Raw genomic sequence first — 16,584 nt, 5'->3', positions numbered from 1 at the left:
TATATTCCCTCAAAATCTTTTTATTTTTGAATTATAATAAATCGTATCTTTATATTCCTTCTCAATCTGCAAAGCATATCTAAAGGCTTCAGCTTTATCAGTTGATATTAACGTTAATGTATATAAAGTTTCTGCTCTATAACATCCGTCAATATATTTGTTTATATATTCATTGTAGTAACAAATGGCTTTTTCTTTATCGAAATATTTATAAGAAGAAGCTAAGAAGAACAATATATGCTCTTTTAAGTAACTATCACTTTGAATCTTATTTGCAATTTCAAAATACTCTGATGCTCTTTTATAATCTTTCTTCCTAAACGCTTTCAACCCCTGATTGTAAAAGTAACTTAAATCAATTTGTTCATATTGCTTCTGAATTAGATTAAAAATCAACAGTTCCTTTTCATTAAATCCCCTTAAATCCGTTTTTCCTTTTGTTTTTTCAAACCCACAATAATCCCCTTCTAAGTAGTTTTTCAAAAGTTCATAAAACTTGTCATTTACATGATAAGCATGTATTTTTTCGGTTTATTCACTTCTTTATTTCTAAAGCCAATAAAATACATCGGACCAAGCATCACGATTAATAACAAACACAATACAGCCTTTTCATAAAACTTTTTAGCGTTATAATAAAGTCCATTTAGTTCTTTATATACTTCTTTAGTGAAATCATTAAAGGGATATATTTCATCTATCTCCTTTAACAGCTTTTTACAATCATCTATCCTCTTTTGCTTATAATAGGCCAACGTGAGAAGCTTTTGTGCATCATAAGTTAAAAATCCTCTTTGTCTATAGTTCTCCAACAAATCTATTACCTTATTAAATGAGTTCATTTTGAATTCGTTTAAAGCCTTATTAAAATCTTCTACATATTTTTTAATTTCTTCAATATTTTCTACTATCTCTTTAGAGGGTTGATAAAGGTTGTTTTTGCATTGAATTTTAATAATTTTAATGCCTTTTTAAATTCACCATAATACAAAGTATCACTCCTGAAGCATGCAATACTTCAGGAGTATATTCCCTTGTTTTTATGATAAAATCAAAAATTCTTTGAGCCCTTTTCAAATCTCCCTTTTTGGCATAATAAAAGCCTTTATTTATGATACTTTGTAACACTTTAAACCCTCCGTTTTAGATATCTAAAATAAAGTCCAAAATCCTTCCGTCAATTAAATCTGCATTTTCTTCATCTTCATTTTTTATATATTCTTTTAGTTTAACAACCAAATCGAAAAGTTCATTTTTCAACTTAATATCATCCATTTGTTTTATCTTTTTTCAGCTGTTTCGATTGTTATTTTATATTTTGAAGCTAATCTAGATTTTTTCCATGAATCATCAATGGCATCCATCTTTTCAATAACTTGATCTAAAGATAGGCTGCTTTGATTTTTATCTCTAAATCCTTCGATATTCCATTGCTTTTTATCGTAGCAGTGATTTTTATATTCCCATTCAAATCATAGGAAAACTCAACTAATATAGCTTCTTTACCAGCTTTATTCTCCGGTATACCGCTTAAATGAAAACTTCCAATAAAGGTTGCATCATCAACGAACAAGCAATCATTATCAAGCGTTTGATAGGCCTTTATTTCTACTTCAGTTTGATTATCATAAAGGGTATAAAACTCCTTTGATTTAGACGTTGGAATAGTAGTATTTCTTTCAATTATCTTTGAAAATACATCCGCAAAAAGCTGACCATTTATCTCTGCAACGCTTGCTACTCCTAAATTGTATGGACAAATATCCGTTATCATTAAACCCTTTTCTTCATCCATTTTACCTGACATAATTGCTGCCTGAATGGCTGCACCTAGTGCCACCGCCTCATCTGGGTTTATTTCGGTCTTTATGTCCTTATTTAATTTTTCCTTTACATATTTTCTAACAAGGGGTATTCTTGTAGTTCCACCAACCATAAGCACTAAATCTATATCATCATAACTTAAATCCTTATCCTCCAACGCCTTATCTATGATGTATCCTGCCCTTCCAACTAAGTCAAAAACCATTTCTTCAAACTCTTCCCTCGAAATCTTTATCTTAAAGTCAATAATATTTCCATTGCTATATACGTTTTCGATAACAATTAAGGCCTCCTTATCAAAGGAAAGGTTCTTTTAGCCTCTTCTGCTGCAGCTTTAATTTTAGACATAGTCAAAAATCATCCTGTGCTACATGAAAATTAATTCGCCTTTTCATCTCTTGTATTATAAATTCGCATAGTCTCTCATCAAAGTCTTTTCCTCCAAGAAATGGATCCCCATAGCTTGACATTACATCTATAACCCCATCGAATATTTCAAGAACAGTAACATCTAATGTGCCACCGCCAAAATCAAAAACTAAAACCTTTAAATTTTTATCAATATTTTTAAGTCCGAAGGCAAGGGCAGCTGCTGTTGGCTCATTAATGAGTCTTTCAACCTTAAGCCCAGCAAGTTTAGCGGCATTTAAAGTAGCTTCCCTTTGGGTATTGTTAAAATTTGCAGGAACAGTAATTACAGCTTCGGTAACTTCCTCTTTTAAATATTTTTCTGCACATTCCTTTAAATATTTAAGCATTATGGCAGATATTTCTTCTGGAAAGTAAAGTTTATCCCCTAATCTAATCTTCTCATTTGTCCCCATAAGTCTTTTAAATTCCATGGTTGTAAACTGTCGTCTCCCTATAAATTGGTCCTTTGCATCCTGGCCAACAACTATATCGCCATTGGTGTCAATCCCAACATAGGAGGGGTTATCCTTTCACCCTTGTCGTTTAAAATTATTTGCGGCTTACCATCCTTAAAATAAGCAATTTCGCAGGTGGATGTTCCTAAATCTATTCCAATTATGGCCATTTTATATCATCTCCTTTACTTGATGTTATAACCTTTGCTTTTCTTAAAATTTTGCCGTTATAAATAAAACCTTTCTTGATAACATGAAGAATAGTTCCTTCCTCCCATTCATCATTCTTTTCCGTTGCAATTATCTCATGCAGATAGGTGTCAAACTTTTTATATTCACTTTTTTCCACAATCACCCCTGCCTTTTTCAATTCGCTTTCAAATTTGTTAAGTATTTCTGCAGCCTTGTCCATTAAGTATATGTTTTTTCATCAATTTTTCCGCTCTTAATTAAGGCCATTATTATTCCATCGATGTAGTCATAAATATATATAACGGCTTTTAATAAGTTTATTTCATTTTCCTTTAGCTTTTCAATGTTTTTAGACAAGCTCTCTAATTCCTGGGATATCCATTCGATTCCCTGAAGGCTCTTTTTACAGCCCTTTCAATTATGTTTTTGTTTTCTATTCCTATTAATACTTCTTCATCGATAGTCTCCAATTCTTCATCGATTCCCTCAAGGTCAATATTTTTTATTTTCTTTATTTCATTCAAAAGATTCAAATTCCCACCTCCTAAAAAATAAACTTGCACCAAAGCGATGCAAGTTTATTATATAACTTGTTATATTCATATTTTTGCACTAATATATAATTTTTATATAATTGTATATATTTACTTGTTATGGTAATATATTGTTTAAAATTACATTAATAAAAAGGTGATTAGCATGAAAATAAAATATAAAAATATAATTATGACAGGTGGAATCTCATTATTTAATAAAAATAACATAATACACGAGTTGTATCCAGAATTAACAAAAAACATATACTTGAAAAGATAAATATAAATAATATTATAAAGGGAATTGAAAATAACCCTAACAAAGTAAGTGCTGAATTTTCAATCTTGTATGCACTTCAAAAGCAAAACGAATTACAAGATAAGCCAAATATAACAATATTACATACTGACACTATAAGCGGTAAAAAGCAGCTGAAATCAACAAGAAAATTTTTGAAAAGCTTTATGATGCAAATGTTAAACTAATAAAAATCGATTATGTAGATGTAAATGATAAAATTAAACTAAATAGAGCATTAGGTAACTTTATGCAAGAAATATCATCCGAATTATTAAAATACAACACAATAGACACTTTTTTGCTCCTATAGGAGGATATAAGCTCATTACATATCTTGGATATGCTGCTGGATCTTTTTTGGTTATTCTACAGGATACATATATGAAGATGCTACCGTCCTAATGAAAATACCTCCTATTCCAATAAAAATAGACATCGAAGCACTGCTTACTCATTTAGAATTAATAAAAAAATTAATAATAATTTACAGGTTGACATAAATGAACTAAATAACAAAGAAAAAGATTTTATTGAAAACAACTCGTTTTTCTTTGAAAAAGTAGATATAAATAACACCACATATGTAGCATTAAATGCTTTTGGCATATTTCTTCTTGAAGATTATTTACAAACAAAAAATTTGTAACTAAAGAAGTGCAAAATCTTATCTCTCAAAATCCTGAAGCAAAACATTTTATTTATTCTCAAATATTAGAAATGGTAAAAAAATAAATTCATATAGTAAAGGCAAAGACAATAGCTCCGCTTTAATTGGTGTGTTATTTCACAATAATAATTATGGATTTAATTACCCTAATTTATATAAGGGTTCGTCGAATGGCAAATATTGTTTCAGAGCTCTTTGGGACAATGATATTGATGGAATAAAAATATTTAAAATATGGCTTGACCATAATAAATATCAGTTGGAGTGCAATCAAATAAAAAACAATCCCTGCTTACGTGAAAAGTATAAGTCTAGTTTTTTATTTGAACTTAATGATTATTAAGAAAAGAGGGGATTAATTTTCCCCTTCTTCATAAATTCTTCTCCAGCAATATAAACTATCAATGATTTGTTTTCTTAGCCATCCTGGTTCAAGTAAAACTACTGATGGACCCATCTCCCTTAACCAACGTTTAAACACAGCAATATCTGAAACCTTTGCCTTAATTTCTATATAATCATCAAAGCTTTTTGTTCTATTATGTTTTTTCTTAATAAAAACCTTATTGCCCTCTCCTTTGCGTTTTTTTCGTTATAAACCCTAAGTTTAACATAAGTTATTCTTTTGCCGATTCCAAAGCTTGTATAAATTTCATCCATTGTTTGTTTTTTATACATTTTTCATTATATATTTTTACGATGTTGTCTAAATCGATTATAAAGCATCTTCCCTTTCTTACAGCCTCAAGATACCACCTTCCAGCATCATCTTCGTATAAAATCCTCTGCGGAATTATGCTCATTTTTTTACCAGATTTTAATTCTAAAATTATTCTATTTTTATTATCCATAGCTTTATAAAGTTCTACAATTATTCCTTTATCAAAGGCATTTAAGCTTATATATTGTTTTATAATCCTTCTTTCTGACAGTTTATTTAGTTTATCATAATATTCTTTTTGAGATGCAAAAATCTTTTCTTTTATGCTATTTAATCTTTCTGAATTAGATAAACTTAAAATTTCAAAAAGCAAAAACCTTTCCTTTTCGCTTAATTGCCCTATTGGTTCATAGGATGCTACGTCGTTAAATATTAGGACCTCAACGTCATCCTTTAAAAATTCCATATAATATTCTGTATCTGGAAATACATCATCATCTTCTAAAAATGAATCGGCAAAATAAATATTGTTGCCATCCTCATCATAAAGCTCTATATTCCAAAAGTTTAAAAGGTTTCCTCCGTTTTTTAAATCCATTGCAAAGAACCTTTTCAAATTATTCTTTTCAATTCCTGTTATTTCGCTTAATTCTTTAATTGTCTTTGAGCCATCCTCAAGGGCATTAATTATCTTTATAAGATAATACGCCTCATCCATCTATATCACCATACCTTTTTATCATAAGATCTAAATCTTTGATTACATCTTCCCTAAGCCTTCTTGGTTCTATTATATAGGCGCTTTTTCCAAATCCCCTTATCCATCTTTTTATTTCTAAAACCCCTCTTACCTTATCCTTTAAAATATAGCTATCTTCTGTCTCAATTATTTCTGCGCTTTTATGCACTGCTTTGTATTTTATAAGTTTTTTATATATAAATTGTTCTTTATCAAATCTGATTATTATATCCTCTAGCTCCTCTGGAGATACTCCAAAGCTTTCTTCAAACAAGTCTTTATTAAATCCGCTTAAACTGCCTTCTACAACCTCTACTTGAATTATTTTATCTAATCTATATAGGCTAGTCCTATTATTTTGCACAACCAAATACCACATATCCTTATAGTCTAAATATATTAATCCAGAAGGATTTACTGTTAAATCGATAATATCCCCTCTATTGCTTTTATATTTTATCTTCAATGCCTTTTCTTCCAAAATCGCCTCTTCTATTATTTTTAAAATCATCTCATCGAATATGATAACTCTTCGATTGTTTACAGAATATATCCTTTTACCGTTAAAATAAATCCCCTGTTTCTTTGCCTGAAGTTTTATTTTATTATAAATTCCCTCTACCGTCTTGGGTTTAGAGGATATAAATCTTGCAACATCTAAAAATATTAAAAGGTCCAATATTTCATCATCATTAAGATTATCTGTTATATTATTTAAAGGTTTTATTAAATTAGAACTTTTATCATAATAAATCAAACCTTCTTCAGCCAAAAAGTTTATTATGTTATGATAAGTAGTATTACCCCAAATTATACCCTTTTCCCTTGATACGATATCATACAAAAGCCTTCTGTTTATTCCGTTTTCATACTTTTTAACTTCATGCAATACGGCAAGCTTTTGCATGTTTTGATAAAGCAAAAGCTTATTAAAGGAATCATAAACTTCCGGAACTTTTTCTACACAGATTTTACCCTTCCTCACTATAATTTCAAATCCATTTTGATTGTATTCCGATATAAAATCCTGTATTCTTCTTTTTTAAATCCAAACATTTTAGTCAAATCATCAATCGTATATTCTCCAGAATGATTGATTAAAAAATATAATATTTTTGTCTGTAAAAGGCAAGCTCCTGGCTACTTGATTTAAAAGCCATATAATCACCCCAAAAATATGTCGCCCTATGGCGACTATGATTCGATTAGCCTAATCTTTACCCAACCAAGGGGTTTGTAAATTTTACCATTTTTGATTATAATTTTTCTTGTTTTAGGAAATAAGTCGTTATATATCCTTCCCTATATATTTGCTGTAGTTTTATTATAAAACGAGAATCTATATTTCTAACTACTGTTTTTGGTAAATACCCAGTTGAAAAACCGATTTGTATTATAAATTCATTCGGTCTAAGTTGCTGTTGCATACTTTTTAATTTTCTATAGAAACTTACTAGCTCATCTACATGATAATTTGAATAAAATTCAATTTCTTTATCAATATATAAGTCAATATCATTTCGTATCTTATTAACTATACCTTCAACAGTATCAATGGATTCTATTTCTCTCTTCGCTATGTTTATGTTTTTAAAAGTTTCAAAAATCCTTGTGATAACTGTCCCTTTAAAATAGTGCCTTCCTTAAAAGCTTCCACATAAATAGATGTTGCCCCCTCAATATTGTCCACGTTTCCACTCCTTGTATACCACTTTACCCTGTTATTACATATATTCATAACCTTAACATCATAAAGCTCTAAATCTGAATAATCCTTTGTTTCAGTATCCGATATTCTTAATAATCTAAATGGAGAATTATTGGGACTGCCAAAAATTCTTTCTTCTGCTTTATTATCTGCTTGTTTTTCTGGGTTTCTAATTTCATTACTTCTTCTAGCAGTTTCATCAAGAGAGATCTTATAATCATTCTCCCTATTTAACACCCTTGTTAAACTTGAGCGTATAGCACCTTTAATAGTAGAACCTGGAATGTATGGTTTCCCTGAAGTTTTTGTTATTTCCTTTATTGAATTAGGTTTAAAACTCGTTCCATTTAATGATAATTCATATTTTACATAATTCAAGTAATTATTTATGCCAATTTCTTTTAATTTATTTTCTAAACGAAAATCCCTACTATTATAATCAAAGGTAAAAAACGCATCAATATATCTTCTGCTATTCTTAATTAGTTTCATGATATTCATTACATAGACTTTGTCATTTCGTCTATCATATATTAATTCAAAGCCATTTATATTGTTTCCCGATGTCACAACCGTAGGACTTATTATTTCCATCTCATACCTAAATTTTTGATTTTCATTTTAACCCTCCAATCCCAGAGGAATAACAAAGGCTTTACCGTATTTTATAACCTTATGGGCATTAAACCCTTCTGGCGTATCGTCAATTATATTACCTAAAAACTTACTTTTTAGAATGCTTCCTTCTTTGATAACTTTGTAAAGCATATGTCTTTTTGATGTTATATAAGGTGAATATATATATCCTGTTCTTTCAGTTATTTGATAGGATATTAAGTCATTTAGATTATCTTTATTATTTGGAATACATAATGATAATAATAAATAATTCTTTCCTTCTTTATTATTAATATTTATCTTTTCAAAGGATGCCTCAAATTGTCCGCAGCCATATGTTCTTTCACCGCCAATTCCTTCATCTCCAAGAAGCTTTACTGCTGCAAATATTTCTTCTTTAAATTCTTCATTTACATCTAAATAAAACCAAAGTCCACATCCTTCATTAAATCTACAACAGCTGTTGTAATAAATATTGGTTCCATTGGTAATCCTATCAATTACAACCCTTGGTCTTTCTTCTATTTTATATATATCCTTATCTATATCCTTTGAGAGCAATGGTTCTCCTTTGATGAATACGTTGTTGCTTTTTCCAAATAAAACTTTTTCAGATATAAATTTTATTTTCTTTTCCTTTTTAAAATCCTTTACATAGTCTAATAAGCTTATGCTCATTGGCCTTGGTAAAAGGTATTCATCATCGATATAGTAAAATGAGGATGAAACCAAAAACGGTTCTTCACCATTTATAAATTTACTTACTAAATCATTTGTTTTCGCTATGCCAAATAAATTATGATAACAATTTATTATCCCAGAAAATATGGTATCAGAATGAATAGTAGTCTCAGTAAGATTAAATACACCTTCCCTATATCCTATATGAATAGGTGAAGTAAAATTTAATTTTACCCTATATCTCTCCATAATCATCATCCTAATCCTATAAGTTTATTTTGTCTAAAGAATCCGCATTAGCAACCAATTTTTCTTCTTTGCTTTGGCCTTTATAATATTCAATATCTCTGAAGGATATCTTTATATTCTTAATTGCAACCTGACCATAACCACGGCTTCCTTGTCCTCCTAAATAGTCATCCTGTAAAAGTTTTAAAGCAGTTATCAATTCTTTAACATATTTATTTCCATCTTCATCATATACAGTAACAACCATAGAAGCATTAAATCTTGCTCCTGCTGGGACTCTTTCTGTTTGCCTTGGGTTTGCAGCTGAAGTTATTCTATCCAAGTTGTTTTCAAACTTAACTTCTGTAAATTCAAGGTCCATATTTTCCTTCATTTCGTCAGTTATGCTCTTTTCATCAAGTAAAGCATCTCTTACGATGAGTCTAGTTGGCATTACTACTTCTGAAAAATCTACTTTTCTAGAATTTCCTTCATCATTAACAATTACATCATGTTCACCATGATTTCTGCCAAATAAATTACAAACCGGACAATCTTCTTCCCCACACATATGCATGACTATTGAATCTCTTCTTTGTTCTTTTTTAACGGAATAAACTAAATTATTTACATTAATTTTATCATGATAAAATTCCATTAGACTTCTCAATTTACCTTTTAAGCTGCTACCTGGAATATATGGTCTTCCAAAGGCGTCCTTTATAACTGGATTATCAACACCACCAATATCTAAAGTATTTCCAGCTGTCCCAATATGTAATCCTGTTTTAAGTTCTATATCAAAATTAACAATATACTTACCTTTAAAAGTAACTTCCTTAAAACTCATAATATCCCTCCTTAAAATTACTTGCCGCCAAAGGCTCTGAAATAGGCAATCGTTGCTTCAAAAAGTCTTTAAATCGTTTAAGTTCAGCTTCCCCACCGCTTAAAGTCTTATCTATCAAATTATAAAAGCTCTCTTTAAAGTAACTAAATTCTCTAAATCTTCCAGATGTATATCCTATTTGTGCCTTTAAAAGTCTAAGTTTGTATTGGTAGTTCTTCTGAGCATCATATTCTATCTTCTTTATTTCAGAAAACAACTTTCTTATCTGAGACATGGAAACTTTTTGTCAACAAGTTCTCTACCAATTTCCTCTGCTTTTCTAAAAGCATTTCTCCTCCAGCATCTCTTGGATTTAAAATGCTTTGTGCATCATTAACATTTATAGGCATTTTCATCCCTCCTAACTTCTTGTTTGTAAATCAGCCCAAATTGTTGCTGATTCAAGATTCTTATAAAGTCTATTTTGTTTATTTAATATAAGATTTAAAAGTCTCTTTAAATCATCCTTTGATTTTCCATATCTTTCTTCAAGCCTTGCCATATAATACACAAGCCTCCACGCTTTAAATATCTCTTCTTTTTCTTCCGCTTTTCTGCTTTGATATGAAATTGAATGGAAAATGTTTAATATATTCCTTGTAACTTTGTTTACTAAAACTTTTACGATTAAATCTTTTATTTCCTTATGACTATTAAATTCTTCCCATCCAATGGCTTTTCCAAATAGAAAAATAGCATCCTTTGCTTTACCATTTCTTTCATATTCCTTTGCTTTGTCTAAGCTTTCTCCAGTCGCTATCCCTACCCTGTATATAGGGAATTTTTTATCAGGGGTTATTTCTATTGCCATTGAAACAGCAATATTTTCATTGCCACCCGAATATTCTTTTAATTTTTCTTTAATCAAATATGCTACATAAGGTAATTCACTCCAAGGACCAACTAAGAAAAAGTCATCACCACCGGAATAAACAACACTACACTTTTTATATTCTTTTTCTATAAACTCTTCCAAAAATTTTCCAAAAAGATTTCAAGTTCACTAGATAAGGTTGCAACCCTTGAAATAGACTTATTTTCTCCTAAACCATCGTGGAATATCTTGCCTAGATTATCCACATCCCCCTCAATATTCCCCATTTTTTAACTCCATCAGATTCATCTGCAACATTTTCAAGCGTTGCTACGCCATTTTTATTTTTATATACATAATTTGCTGTTTTAATATAAAACATTGAATTTTTAAAATCCGCTCTATCTTTATTTATTGCATAGCTTTTCTTGCTACCTTGATTTTCGAACTGCATATCTATGCCAAAGCATTTGAAAATATCAAAAACATTATTTATGTTTCCTATTTTAGCTTCTATATTTTCCATACGAATATATGAATATTTAGAGAGCTTATCGCCTAATTCATTGAAGGAATTACAAAAACTACACTCATCATTTTTAATTTCTCGTCTACAATACGGACATATATCATCTAAAAGCTTTGTTGGCTTGAAAAATTCGTCATTTAAAATGCTATTAAATTTTCTGTTTTTTCCTTATATAACCTTTTACCAACACCATCGAAAACTTCTGAGAAATTTGCTGTAGCTAGCTTAGAAACGCTGAATTTTTCTGCAGCAAGTAGAACTGATACTTCTAGATTGTGAGCTTTATAAAAGACTTCATCTATGTATTTTTGATATTGCTTAATTCTATCCATAGACTTTGCAGGAAGTAATATATAGAAATGTCCGCCTCCTGAATATAGTATATTGCTTAAACTAAGTCCTTCGTTTTTAATAATATATCTAGCAATGATATCTAAAATATATGCAACATAGAAGGATCTTCCTCTTAAGGACTTTAAAGCCCCTCCATATCAATATTAAATATAAAATCTTGTATTCCTGAAATATCACCTTTAAGTAGGCAGAAGACCTCATCGTTTATAGTTTGTTTATTTCTTAATCTAGTGAGCAATGAATCTATTGCCCTTGAATCTCCGTTTATTATTTCATCTTCATATTGCCTATAAATACAACTTGCAATAGCTGCTGTTGTGCTAAGATGAGAAAACAAACTAATATCTGGTCTTGAATAATAATATGCAGATGGAATGTTTTGTGTAAATTCTTTTAATATATAATAAATCCTTTCATGATCTTTTTCATCCTTTATTATTTCTTTAAACTCCTTCCATAACTTTTCATATTCCTTTTCAACACTTTTTTGTTCATCATCAATCAATTCATGATAATCAGATGCTTTTTTAATTGTTTATACTTTGATTTTGTTGGTTTCCCAATATTTACAAGAGTTAATACGGATATCAAATTTTTTACATTTTCATCTTTATCATCTATTCCTTCCCTTTCACCCGCTGATAGCATATCTGCTATTCTAACTATTTTTTCAATTATAGTTGAAGGGTTATGGTGATTTCTAACTGTTTGAACAATTTTACTGTTTAAATTTAAATTTTCGCAAAAATAAGCTCCCCATTCCTGGTGCCTTGGCCCATAGGCATTTTCTGCTTTAAAAATGCTTTCATAGGCCTTATAAATTATTTTCTTGTCCTCTTCAAGCTCAGTTCTTTGATAAAATTTACCAATGTCATGTAAAAGGGCTGAAAGATATAAGTCTTCAAAATTAAAATTACTATTCAATAATATCACTCCCCTCCTCAATCACATATTTACCAAGGCCAAAGGATGTGTTCTTACCTATATGGGTAAGCTCTCCAGCAATAACTAGCTCTTTAAAGTTATTGATATCACTTGAAAAGCTTATTCTACCCTTTATGCCTCCAAGCTTCATAGCACTTTTTGTCTTGAAGAATACCTTTTAAACTCCGTCCAATAGATATTTTTTTCAACAATTTCACCTAAAGCATCCGTTTCAAAATTGTTTATCATCCTTCCTTCTAAGGCATTTAAAATACTTATGCGCCGTTGAAGGGAGATTATAAAATCCTTAAATTCTATATCATCAACAAGCTTGTTGTTTTTCATAAATCTAAAAGGGGTAATAAATTGGACAATTTTAATATTATTTATCTGTTTTTGTCTTTCTAAAATATAATCACTTAGTTTTAATATCATTAGGTTTTCCTTAAAAAACACACCATCTTTAAATATTAGCTTATCCTCCTTGTTATATATACCCTCTAATCTATATTTAGCTCTATTTTTCCCAAAACCTTTTTCCCCTAATTTATCAAAGGCAAATATAAACTGGGGAATATAATTTAAAGTTTTTGCAAAAATAAGAAGGTCAAATTGGATTATATCCCCTTTTTATATTCATTTTTATAATCCATGCACTCTATAACAAAACCCGGTGAACTTGTATTAGCATTTTTGTAAAGGGAAGTTCTACTTCTAACTTGGGATTCATTATATTTTGAACAACGCAATTTTCTGCCATTAAACATTCTTTACATTGCCCTTTGTTTATACAAAAATAAGAAATTAATACTGCTCCCATACCACCCCTTAGGGCCGAATTTTTCTGGGTTGGAAGATAGGAGTCCTCTAAAAGTTCTATTTTGAATCTAAGCCTTGTCCATCTTACATCAAACAAAAATATCACTCCACTTTATATAATCTAAAATTTACATGTTTAAAATAATGAATATTTTTAATGCTTCCGTCTTCCCCTTTGTAATTCTCATATTTTCTAACAGTTGTTGCATAAACAGGGATAAAGCCCTTTTAAAGGCCCAATTAACCATGTAAGCTGTTGCTCCAAAGTCACCTTGAATTAAAACAAAGTCCCCTTTTCTTAAATTATCTTCTATAAATTCTTTAAAATCATCAAAATAAATCTCGGTAAATTCACCTTCCGGTGGAACATTTGACCACTTTTGCTGCAATTTCTCAGGAAGTTTTATAAATTCCTCTATATTGAACCTTTCATTTGCCTCTTTAATTTGCTCTTGTGTTAAATCATGAGAAAAAAGTAAAACCATCCTCTTCAAACTAAACCCTCCAAGATTATTTTACAATATTTTTCATTTCTAAACAATAATATCCAAATAATTTTTATTTATTCCCATAACTTGTCTATTTGAATACTTTGTATTTTGAAAAGTATAGATTATTACCGAATCTTCATTAGGTTTAATCATCCTATTGAGCTCCATTTTTAACTTTTTTAAGTTCCCTTCGGTAATCTCACCTTCAAAAACCGAATTTTGCACCCAGGTTAGGTATTGTCTACATTTTTTAGTATTTTATTTACCCTCTTTTCACCTACATCATAAACAAGTATCACAAACAAATTACCACCTCGCAACAAAGGGTTGGTATTCCTCATCCTCCGTTATATGTTTTTGGATTTTATAAAGTTCAAGGCGGACTAATCTTTTATAGCTGACAGATGCATTTAATTTTTGATGTTTGAAAACCGTTTCAAGCTTTTCGTTATATTCTTCTATGAATTTTTTCTTTCCGTTTTGATTTAGTATTATTCCATTTAATTGATTTTCAAAATCCTTTGAGGATAAAACGTTTTTGTTTATAAGGGAAAATATAACCCTATCAACAATGGAAGGCTTAAAAATTTCTGCAACGTCGAGGTTTAAGGTGAATTTTCGGGTATTGGTGGAATGAAGATAACCTATTCTTGGATCAAGCTGAGTTTGGTATATTTCACCTAATACAGATGTGTATAATAAAGAGTTGCCGAAGCTAATGAGTGCATTTAATTTATTTAAAGGTGGTCTTTTGCTCCTTTTTTCAAAAGCAAATTCATCCTTTTTTATTATTTTATCAAAGCATTTATAATAAACATCCCTAATGTTCCCTTCATTAGCCATTAGTGATTCTATATCTTTAGCCTTATTAATACCCTCCTTCTTTTGCCTTATATCCTCAATCTCCAATTCAACATCACAGCCTCTATTTTTGTAATACTTTAAAACCACCAAAATATTTTCAACGGCACCTTCAACAAATTTTTTGCAAGTTTCAATCTTTTTTCCTGGTCTAAATAATGTTCAGCTTGCTTTAATGTAACAAACCCAGAGTTTAAATGTTCCCTTGGATAAAACGTCCCAACGTAATAGCCGTAAAAATTAAAAAAGTGAATTAATATCTCCTTTTCCGAAGCAAACTCTAAAAATCTTTTGTTTATGTCAACTTCTCCAAAAATCCATATATTGTTTATATTTTCAACAGGAAGATATTTTTGCCTTCATTTCCTTCAAAATAAAGGGTATTATCCTTTCTTTTAGCTCTCCATTGTTAAAAATATAAATATCCTTTTTCATGGCTCCTCCTTAGGAAAAACAATATTCTTTATAAGCACAATTCTTGCAAAAATTAGTCTTAACTATTTTAGGCGGATGCGGTTTGATTACAATATCCTCTATTTCCTTTAAAATTTTTGCAAGTTCCCTTTCCGCATCATCGCAAAGTTCAACTTCTATACTTTTTCTCTCTTCGGGGAAATTTAGTATGCCTTTTGCTTTGATATTAGCTTCCTTTAAAATCTTTAAGTAAAACATGAGCTGCCACTTTGAAGCATCTTCAAATTTCGAAGACTTTTTGTTTCACCAATTATAAGTTCATTTCCCCTTTCATACAAAGGTCAAACACAACATTGCCAAATCTTATTTCCTTTTTGTCCCTCTTGTAATAGTTCTCATGTATAAATCTTCCTATATCTATATTTTCATTATGTTGATCCGGAACTATTCCGTGGGACATCAACCAGACTTGTCTTTTGCATATTTTATAATACCAAATTAAAGTTCCATTTACCTCCAATGTATCACCTCGTAAAAAATTATACTTTAAATGCCATTCACATTTTTGCACTAATATTAGATAGGTTATAATGTATCATCGTTAGTGCCTTAGAGAAAGTAAATTGCTTCAATCCCTCATAGGTAGGCTAAGAACCAACGAAGATTGGGTAGTGATATTGGACGAATGCCAGTTTCAATCCCTCATAGGTAGGCTAAAAACCTTGCTGCCGTTACAGGACAACCTTACGAGAAAATTGTGTGTCAATCCCTTATAGGTAGGCTAAAAACCGACATTACTAAAGGAAATTATAGTATTGAGATACGTGTCAATCCCTTATAGGTAGGCTAAAAACTTGGGGATTGGGTATTGTTAACTCAAGCTCTAATGGAGTGTCAATCCCTTATAGGTAGGCTAAGAACTCGCTGTTGTGCTTGGGGAAATGAACTATCAAGTTAAGTTTCAATCCCTCATAGGTAGGCTAAGAACATGGATGAACTGAGAACTCCCATTCGACATCATGAAGTTTCAATCCCTCATAGGTAGGCTAAGAACAAAAGAAGCACGAAAAAGCATAAAAATAAACAATGGTTTCAATCCCTCATAGGTAGGCTAAGAACCATATGTTTTTTCTGATGATGATTTATTAGATATTTGTTTCAATCCCTCATAGGTAGGCTAAGAACTATTTCTTCCAAAATTCATATTCCTTCTTTTCTTCGTTTCAATCCCTCATAGGTAGGCTAAGAACGCACAACCAGTAATGAAGTTCCTTCAGTTTGCAAAGAGTTTCAATCCCTCATAGGTAGGCTAAGAACTCTAATGCTACTGTTTTATCAAGTGGGAGATATTTGTTTCAATCCCTCATAGGTAGGCTAAGAACGGAAACGCCACAGGAACAAAAGATAGTGGAATACTAAGTTTCAATCCCTCATAGGTAGGCTAAGAACGATGTAGTAGTCTGGAGTT

The 16,584-nt window shown here is 30.4% G+C and carries 28 protein-coding genes, 3 pseudogenes and 1 CRISPR repeat array (1 of these 32 cut by a window edge); all 31 genes and pseudogenes read right to left on the bottom strand.

The features are described 5' to 3' along the window. Window positions 1-9: 9 nt before the first annotated feature. On the bottom strand, window positions 10-483 hold the full coding sequence (locus PWK10_RS16295) for a hypothetical protein (protein ID WP_274766756.1): 474 nt from the start codon (window positions 481-483) through the stop codon (window positions 10-12). 20 nt (window positions 484-503) lie between these two features. Continuing rightward, window positions 504-842 carry a hypothetical protein gene (locus tag PWK10_RS16290; RefSeq protein ID WP_274766754.1) on the bottom strand — a complete coding sequence of 113 codons (339 nt, stop codon included), beginning with the start codon at window positions 840-842 and terminating at the stop codon, window positions 504-506. Between the two features lie 118 nt (window positions 843-960). Further along, window positions 961-1,128 carry a hypothetical protein gene (locus tag PWK10_RS16285; protein WP_274766753.1) on the bottom strand — a complete coding sequence of 56 codons (168 nt, stop codon included), beginning with the start codon at window positions 1,126-1,128 and terminating at the stop codon, window positions 961-963. A gap of 15 nt (window positions 1,129-1,143) precedes the next feature. Next, a complete protein-coding gene (locus PWK10_RS16280) occupies window positions 1,144-1,275 on the bottom strand; it encodes a hypothetical protein (protein ID WP_274766752.1) in 132 nt (43 codons plus the stop codon). A gap of 106 nt (window positions 1,276-1,381) precedes the next feature. Next, a pseudogene (locus PWK10_RS16275) lies at window positions 1,382-2,119 on the bottom strand (Hsp70 family protein); the annotation flags it as partial. A 55-nt stretch (window positions 2,120-2,174) separates the two neighbouring features. Further along, window positions 2,175-2,666, bottom strand: coding sequence for an Hsp70 family protein (locus tag PWK10_RS16270; RefSeq protein ID WP_274766751.1), 492 nt, complete (start codon window positions 2,664-2,666; stop codon window positions 2,175-2,177). Between the two features lie 53 nt (window positions 2,667-2,719). Further along, window positions 2,720-2,860, bottom strand: a complete 141-nt coding sequence (locus PWK10_RS16265; RefSeq protein ID WP_274766750.1) for an Hsp70 family protein — start codon at window positions 2,858-2,860, stop codon at window positions 2,720-2,722. Continuing rightward, entirely contained in the window at window positions 2,851-3,102 is a 252-nt protein-coding gene (locus PWK10_RS16260) for a nucleotide exchange factor GrpE (RefSeq protein ID WP_274766749.1), read from the bottom strand. Before PWK10_RS16260 ends, PWK10_RS16265 begins: the two co-directional genes overlap by 10 nt. Then, window positions 3,102-3,239, bottom strand: coding sequence for a hypothetical protein (locus PWK10_RS16255; RefSeq protein ID WP_274766748.1), 138 nt, complete (start codon window positions 3,237-3,239; stop codon window positions 3,102-3,104). Before PWK10_RS16255 ends, PWK10_RS16260 begins: the two co-directional genes overlap by 1 nt. Window positions 3,240-3,244: 5 nt before the next feature. Beyond that, complete coding sequence (locus PWK10_RS16250) at window positions 3,245-3,415, bottom strand: hypothetical protein (protein WP_274766747.1); 171 nt, start codon at window positions 3,413-3,415, stop codon at window positions 3,245-3,247. Window positions 3,416-4,741: 1,326 nt separating this feature from the next. Then, window positions 4,742-4,900 (bottom strand): hypothetical protein, encoded by a 159-nt coding sequence (locus PWK10_RS16245; protein WP_446715392.1) that lies wholly within the window; start codon window positions 4,898-4,900, stop codon window positions 4,742-4,744. A gap of 103 nt (window positions 4,901-5,003) precedes the next feature. After that, window positions 5,004-5,765 (bottom strand): hypothetical protein, encoded by a 762-nt coding sequence (locus tag PWK10_RS16240; RefSeq protein ID WP_274766746.1) that lies wholly within the window; start codon window positions 5,763-5,765, stop codon window positions 5,004-5,006. Further along, a complete protein-coding gene (locus PWK10_RS16235) occupies window positions 5,758-6,771 on the bottom strand; it encodes a helix-turn-helix transcriptional regulator (protein ID WP_274766745.1) in 1,014 nt (337 codons plus the stop codon). The genes PWK10_RS16240 and PWK10_RS16235 overlap by 8 nt, the downstream gene beginning before the upstream one ends. Before the next feature lie 597 nt (window positions 6,772-7,368). Beyond that, entirely contained in the window at window positions 7,369-8,088 is a 720-nt protein-coding gene (csm5, locus tag PWK10_RS16230; protein ID WP_274766744.1) for a type III-A CRISPR-associated RAMP protein Csm5, read from the bottom strand. Between the two features lie 27 nt (window positions 8,089-8,115). Beyond that, window positions 8,116-9,042, bottom strand: a complete 927-nt coding sequence (gene csm4 / locus PWK10_RS16225) for a type III-A CRISPR-associated RAMP protein Csm4 (RefSeq protein WP_274766743.1) — start codon at window positions 9,040-9,042, stop codon at window positions 8,116-8,118. A 16-nt stretch (window positions 9,043-9,058) separates the two neighbouring features. Further along, window positions 9,059-9,871 carry a type III-A CRISPR-associated RAMP protein Csm3 gene (csm3, locus tag PWK10_RS16220; RefSeq protein WP_008910000.1) on the bottom strand — a complete coding sequence of 271 codons (813 nt, stop codon included), beginning with the start codon at window positions 9,869-9,871 and terminating at the stop codon, window positions 9,059-9,061. Further along, window positions 9,861-10,127: a type III-A CRISPR-associated protein Csm2 gene (csm2, locus tag PWK10_RS16215; protein ID WP_274766742.1), complete on the bottom strand. Its 267-nt coding sequence runs from the start codon at window positions 10,125-10,127 to the stop codon at window positions 9,861-9,863. The genes csm3 and csm2 overlap by 11 nt, the downstream gene beginning before the upstream one ends. After that, window positions 10,117-10,260: a hypothetical protein gene (locus PWK10_RS16210; RefSeq protein ID WP_274766741.1), complete on the bottom strand. Its 144-nt coding sequence runs from the start codon at window positions 10,258-10,260 to the stop codon at window positions 10,117-10,119. The genes csm2 and PWK10_RS16210 overlap by 11 nt, the downstream gene beginning before the upstream one ends. A gap of 11 nt (window positions 10,261-10,271) precedes the next feature. Beyond that, on the bottom strand, window positions 10,272-10,886 hold the full coding sequence (cas10, locus tag PWK10_RS16205) for a type III-A CRISPR-associated protein Cas10/Csm1 (RefSeq protein WP_274766740.1): 615 nt from the start codon (window positions 10,884-10,886) through the stop codon (window positions 10,272-10,274). A 91-nt stretch (window positions 10,887-10,977) separates the two neighbouring features. Beyond that, window positions 10,978-11,250 carry a hypothetical protein gene (locus tag PWK10_RS16200; RefSeq protein ID WP_274766739.1) on the bottom strand — a complete coding sequence of 91 codons (273 nt, stop codon included), beginning with the start codon at window positions 11,248-11,250 and terminating at the stop codon, window positions 10,978-10,980. A 140-nt stretch (window positions 11,251-11,390) separates the two neighbouring features. Continuing rightward, window positions 11,391-11,681 (bottom strand): hypothetical protein, encoded by a 291-nt coding sequence (locus PWK10_RS16195; RefSeq protein WP_274768338.1) that lies wholly within the window; start codon window positions 11,679-11,681, stop codon window positions 11,391-11,393. Between the two features lie 47 nt (window positions 11,682-11,728). Then, window positions 11,729-12,112, bottom strand: a complete 384-nt coding sequence (locus PWK10_RS16190; protein WP_274766738.1) for a hypothetical protein — start codon at window positions 12,110-12,112, stop codon at window positions 11,729-11,731. Then, window positions 12,109-12,531, bottom strand: coding sequence for an HD domain-containing protein (locus PWK10_RS16185; protein WP_274766737.1), 423 nt, complete (start codon window positions 12,529-12,531; stop codon window positions 12,109-12,111). The genes PWK10_RS16190 and PWK10_RS16185 overlap by 4 nt, the downstream gene beginning before the upstream one ends. Beyond that, entirely contained in the window at window positions 12,524-12,682 is a 159-nt protein-coding gene (cas6, locus tag PWK10_RS16180; protein WP_274766736.1) for a CRISPR system precrRNA processing endoribonuclease RAMP protein Cas6, read from the bottom strand. Before cas6 ends, PWK10_RS16185 begins: the two co-directional genes overlap by 8 nt. Further along, on the bottom strand, window positions 12,679-12,987 hold the full coding sequence (locus PWK10_RS16175; RefSeq protein WP_274766735.1) for a hypothetical protein: 309 nt from the start codon (window positions 12,985-12,987) through the stop codon (window positions 12,679-12,681). The genes cas6 and PWK10_RS16175 overlap by 4 nt, the downstream gene beginning before the upstream one ends. Window positions 12,988-13,189: 202 nt before the next feature. Then, entirely contained in the window at window positions 13,190-13,447 is a 258-nt protein-coding gene (locus PWK10_RS16170; RefSeq protein ID WP_274766734.1) for a hypothetical protein, read from the bottom strand. A 31-nt stretch (window positions 13,448-13,478) separates the two neighbouring features. Further along, complete coding sequence (csx20, locus tag PWK10_RS16165) at window positions 13,479-13,835, bottom strand: CRISPR-associated protein Csx20 (RefSeq protein ID WP_274768336.1); 357 nt, start codon at window positions 13,833-13,835, stop codon at window positions 13,479-13,481. Window positions 13,836-13,883: 48 nt separating this feature from the next. Next, window positions 13,884-14,146, bottom strand: a pseudogene (gene cas2, locus PWK10_RS16160) (CRISPR-associated endonuclease Cas2). Between the two features lies 1 nt (window position 14,147). Continuing rightward, window positions 14,148-15,001, bottom strand: a pseudogene (gene cas1b / locus PWK10_RS16155) (type I-B CRISPR-associated endonuclease Cas1b). 145 nt (window positions 15,002-15,146) lie between these two features. After that, the gene (locus PWK10_RS16150; RefSeq protein WP_274766733.1) at window positions 15,147-15,374 is read right to left on the bottom strand and encodes a Dna2/Cas4 domain-containing protein; all 228 of its coding nucleotides are present in this window, start codon (window positions 15,372-15,374) and stop codon (window positions 15,147-15,149) included. Window positions 15,375-15,426: 52 nt separating this feature from the next. Then, window positions 15,427-15,636: a Dna2/Cas4 domain-containing protein gene (locus PWK10_RS16145; protein WP_274766732.1), complete on the bottom strand. Its 210-nt coding sequence runs from the start codon at window positions 15,634-15,636 to the stop codon at window positions 15,427-15,429. 105 nt (window positions 15,637-15,741) lie between these two features. Further along, window positions 15,742-16,584: a CRISPR direct-repeat array (repeat unit 30 nt; unit sequence GTTTCAATCCCTCATAGGTAGGCTAAGAAC) (it continues 315 nt past the right edge of the window).

It is taken from the genome of Caloramator sp. Dgby_cultured_2 (genome assembly GCF_028872215.1).
GTDB classification, from domain to species: domain Bacteria; phylum Bacillota; class Clostridia; order Clostridiales; family Caloramatoraceae; genus Caloramator; species Caloramator australicus.
The sequence above is the reverse complement of the archived record's forward strand: the minus strand, read 5'-3'. Positions and strand labels throughout refer to the sequence as shown.

Bases quoted from the DNA above. Each gene is read 5' to 3' on its own strand.
- PWK10_RS16290 (WP_274766754.1), bottom strand. From the start codon at position 842: ATGAACTCATTTAATAAGGTAATAGATTTGTTGGAGAACTATAGACAA.
- PWK10_RS16280 (WP_274766752.1), bottom strand. From the start codon at position 1,275: ATGGATGATATTAAGTTGAAAAATGAACTTTTCGATTTGGTTGTTAAA.
- PWK10_RS16270 (WP_274766751.1), bottom strand. From the start codon at position 2,666: ATGGAATTTAAAAGACTTATGGGGACAAATGAGAAGATTAGATTAGGG.
- PWK10_RS16265 (WP_274766750.1), bottom strand. From the start codon at position 2,860: ATGGCCATAATTGGAATAGATTTAGGAACATCCACCTGCGAAATTGCT.
- PWK10_RS16260 (WP_274766749.1), bottom strand. From the start codon at position 3,102: ATGGACAAGGCTGCAGAAATACTTAACAAATTTGAAAGCGAATTGAAA.
- PWK10_RS16240 (WP_274766746.1), bottom strand. From the start codon at position 5,765: ATGGATGAGGCGTATTATCTTATAAAGATAATTAATGCCCTTGAGGAT.
- csm5 (WP_274766744.1), bottom strand. From the start codon at position 8,088: ATGGAAATAATAAGTCCTACGGTTGTGACATCGGGAAACAATATAAAT.
- csm4 (WP_274766743.1), bottom strand. From the start codon at position 9,042: ATGGAGAGATATAGGGTAAAATTAAATTTTACTTCACCTATTCATATA.
- csm3 (WP_008910000.1), bottom strand. From the start codon at position 9,871: ATGAGTTTTAAGGAAGTTACTTTTAAAGGTAAGTATATTGTTAATTTT.
- PWK10_RS16210 (WP_274766741.1), bottom strand. From the start codon at position 10,260: ATGCCTATAAATGTTAATGATGCACAAAGCATTTTAAATCCAAGAGAT.
- PWK10_RS16200 (WP_274766739.1), bottom strand. From the start codon at position 11,250: ATGGAAAATATAGAAGCTAAAATAGGAAACATAAATAATGTTTTTGAT.
- cas6 (WP_274766736.1), bottom strand. From the start codon at position 12,682: ATGAAGCTTGGAGGCATAAAGGGTAGAATAAGCTTTTCAAGTGATATC.
- csx20 (WP_274768336.1), bottom strand. From the start codon at position 13,835: ATGGTTTTACTTTTTTCTCATGATTTAACACAAGAGCAAATTAAAGAG.
- PWK10_RS16150 (WP_274766733.1), bottom strand. From the start codon at position 15,374: ATGTTTTACTTAAAGATTTTAAAGGAAGCTAATATCAAAGCAAAAGGC.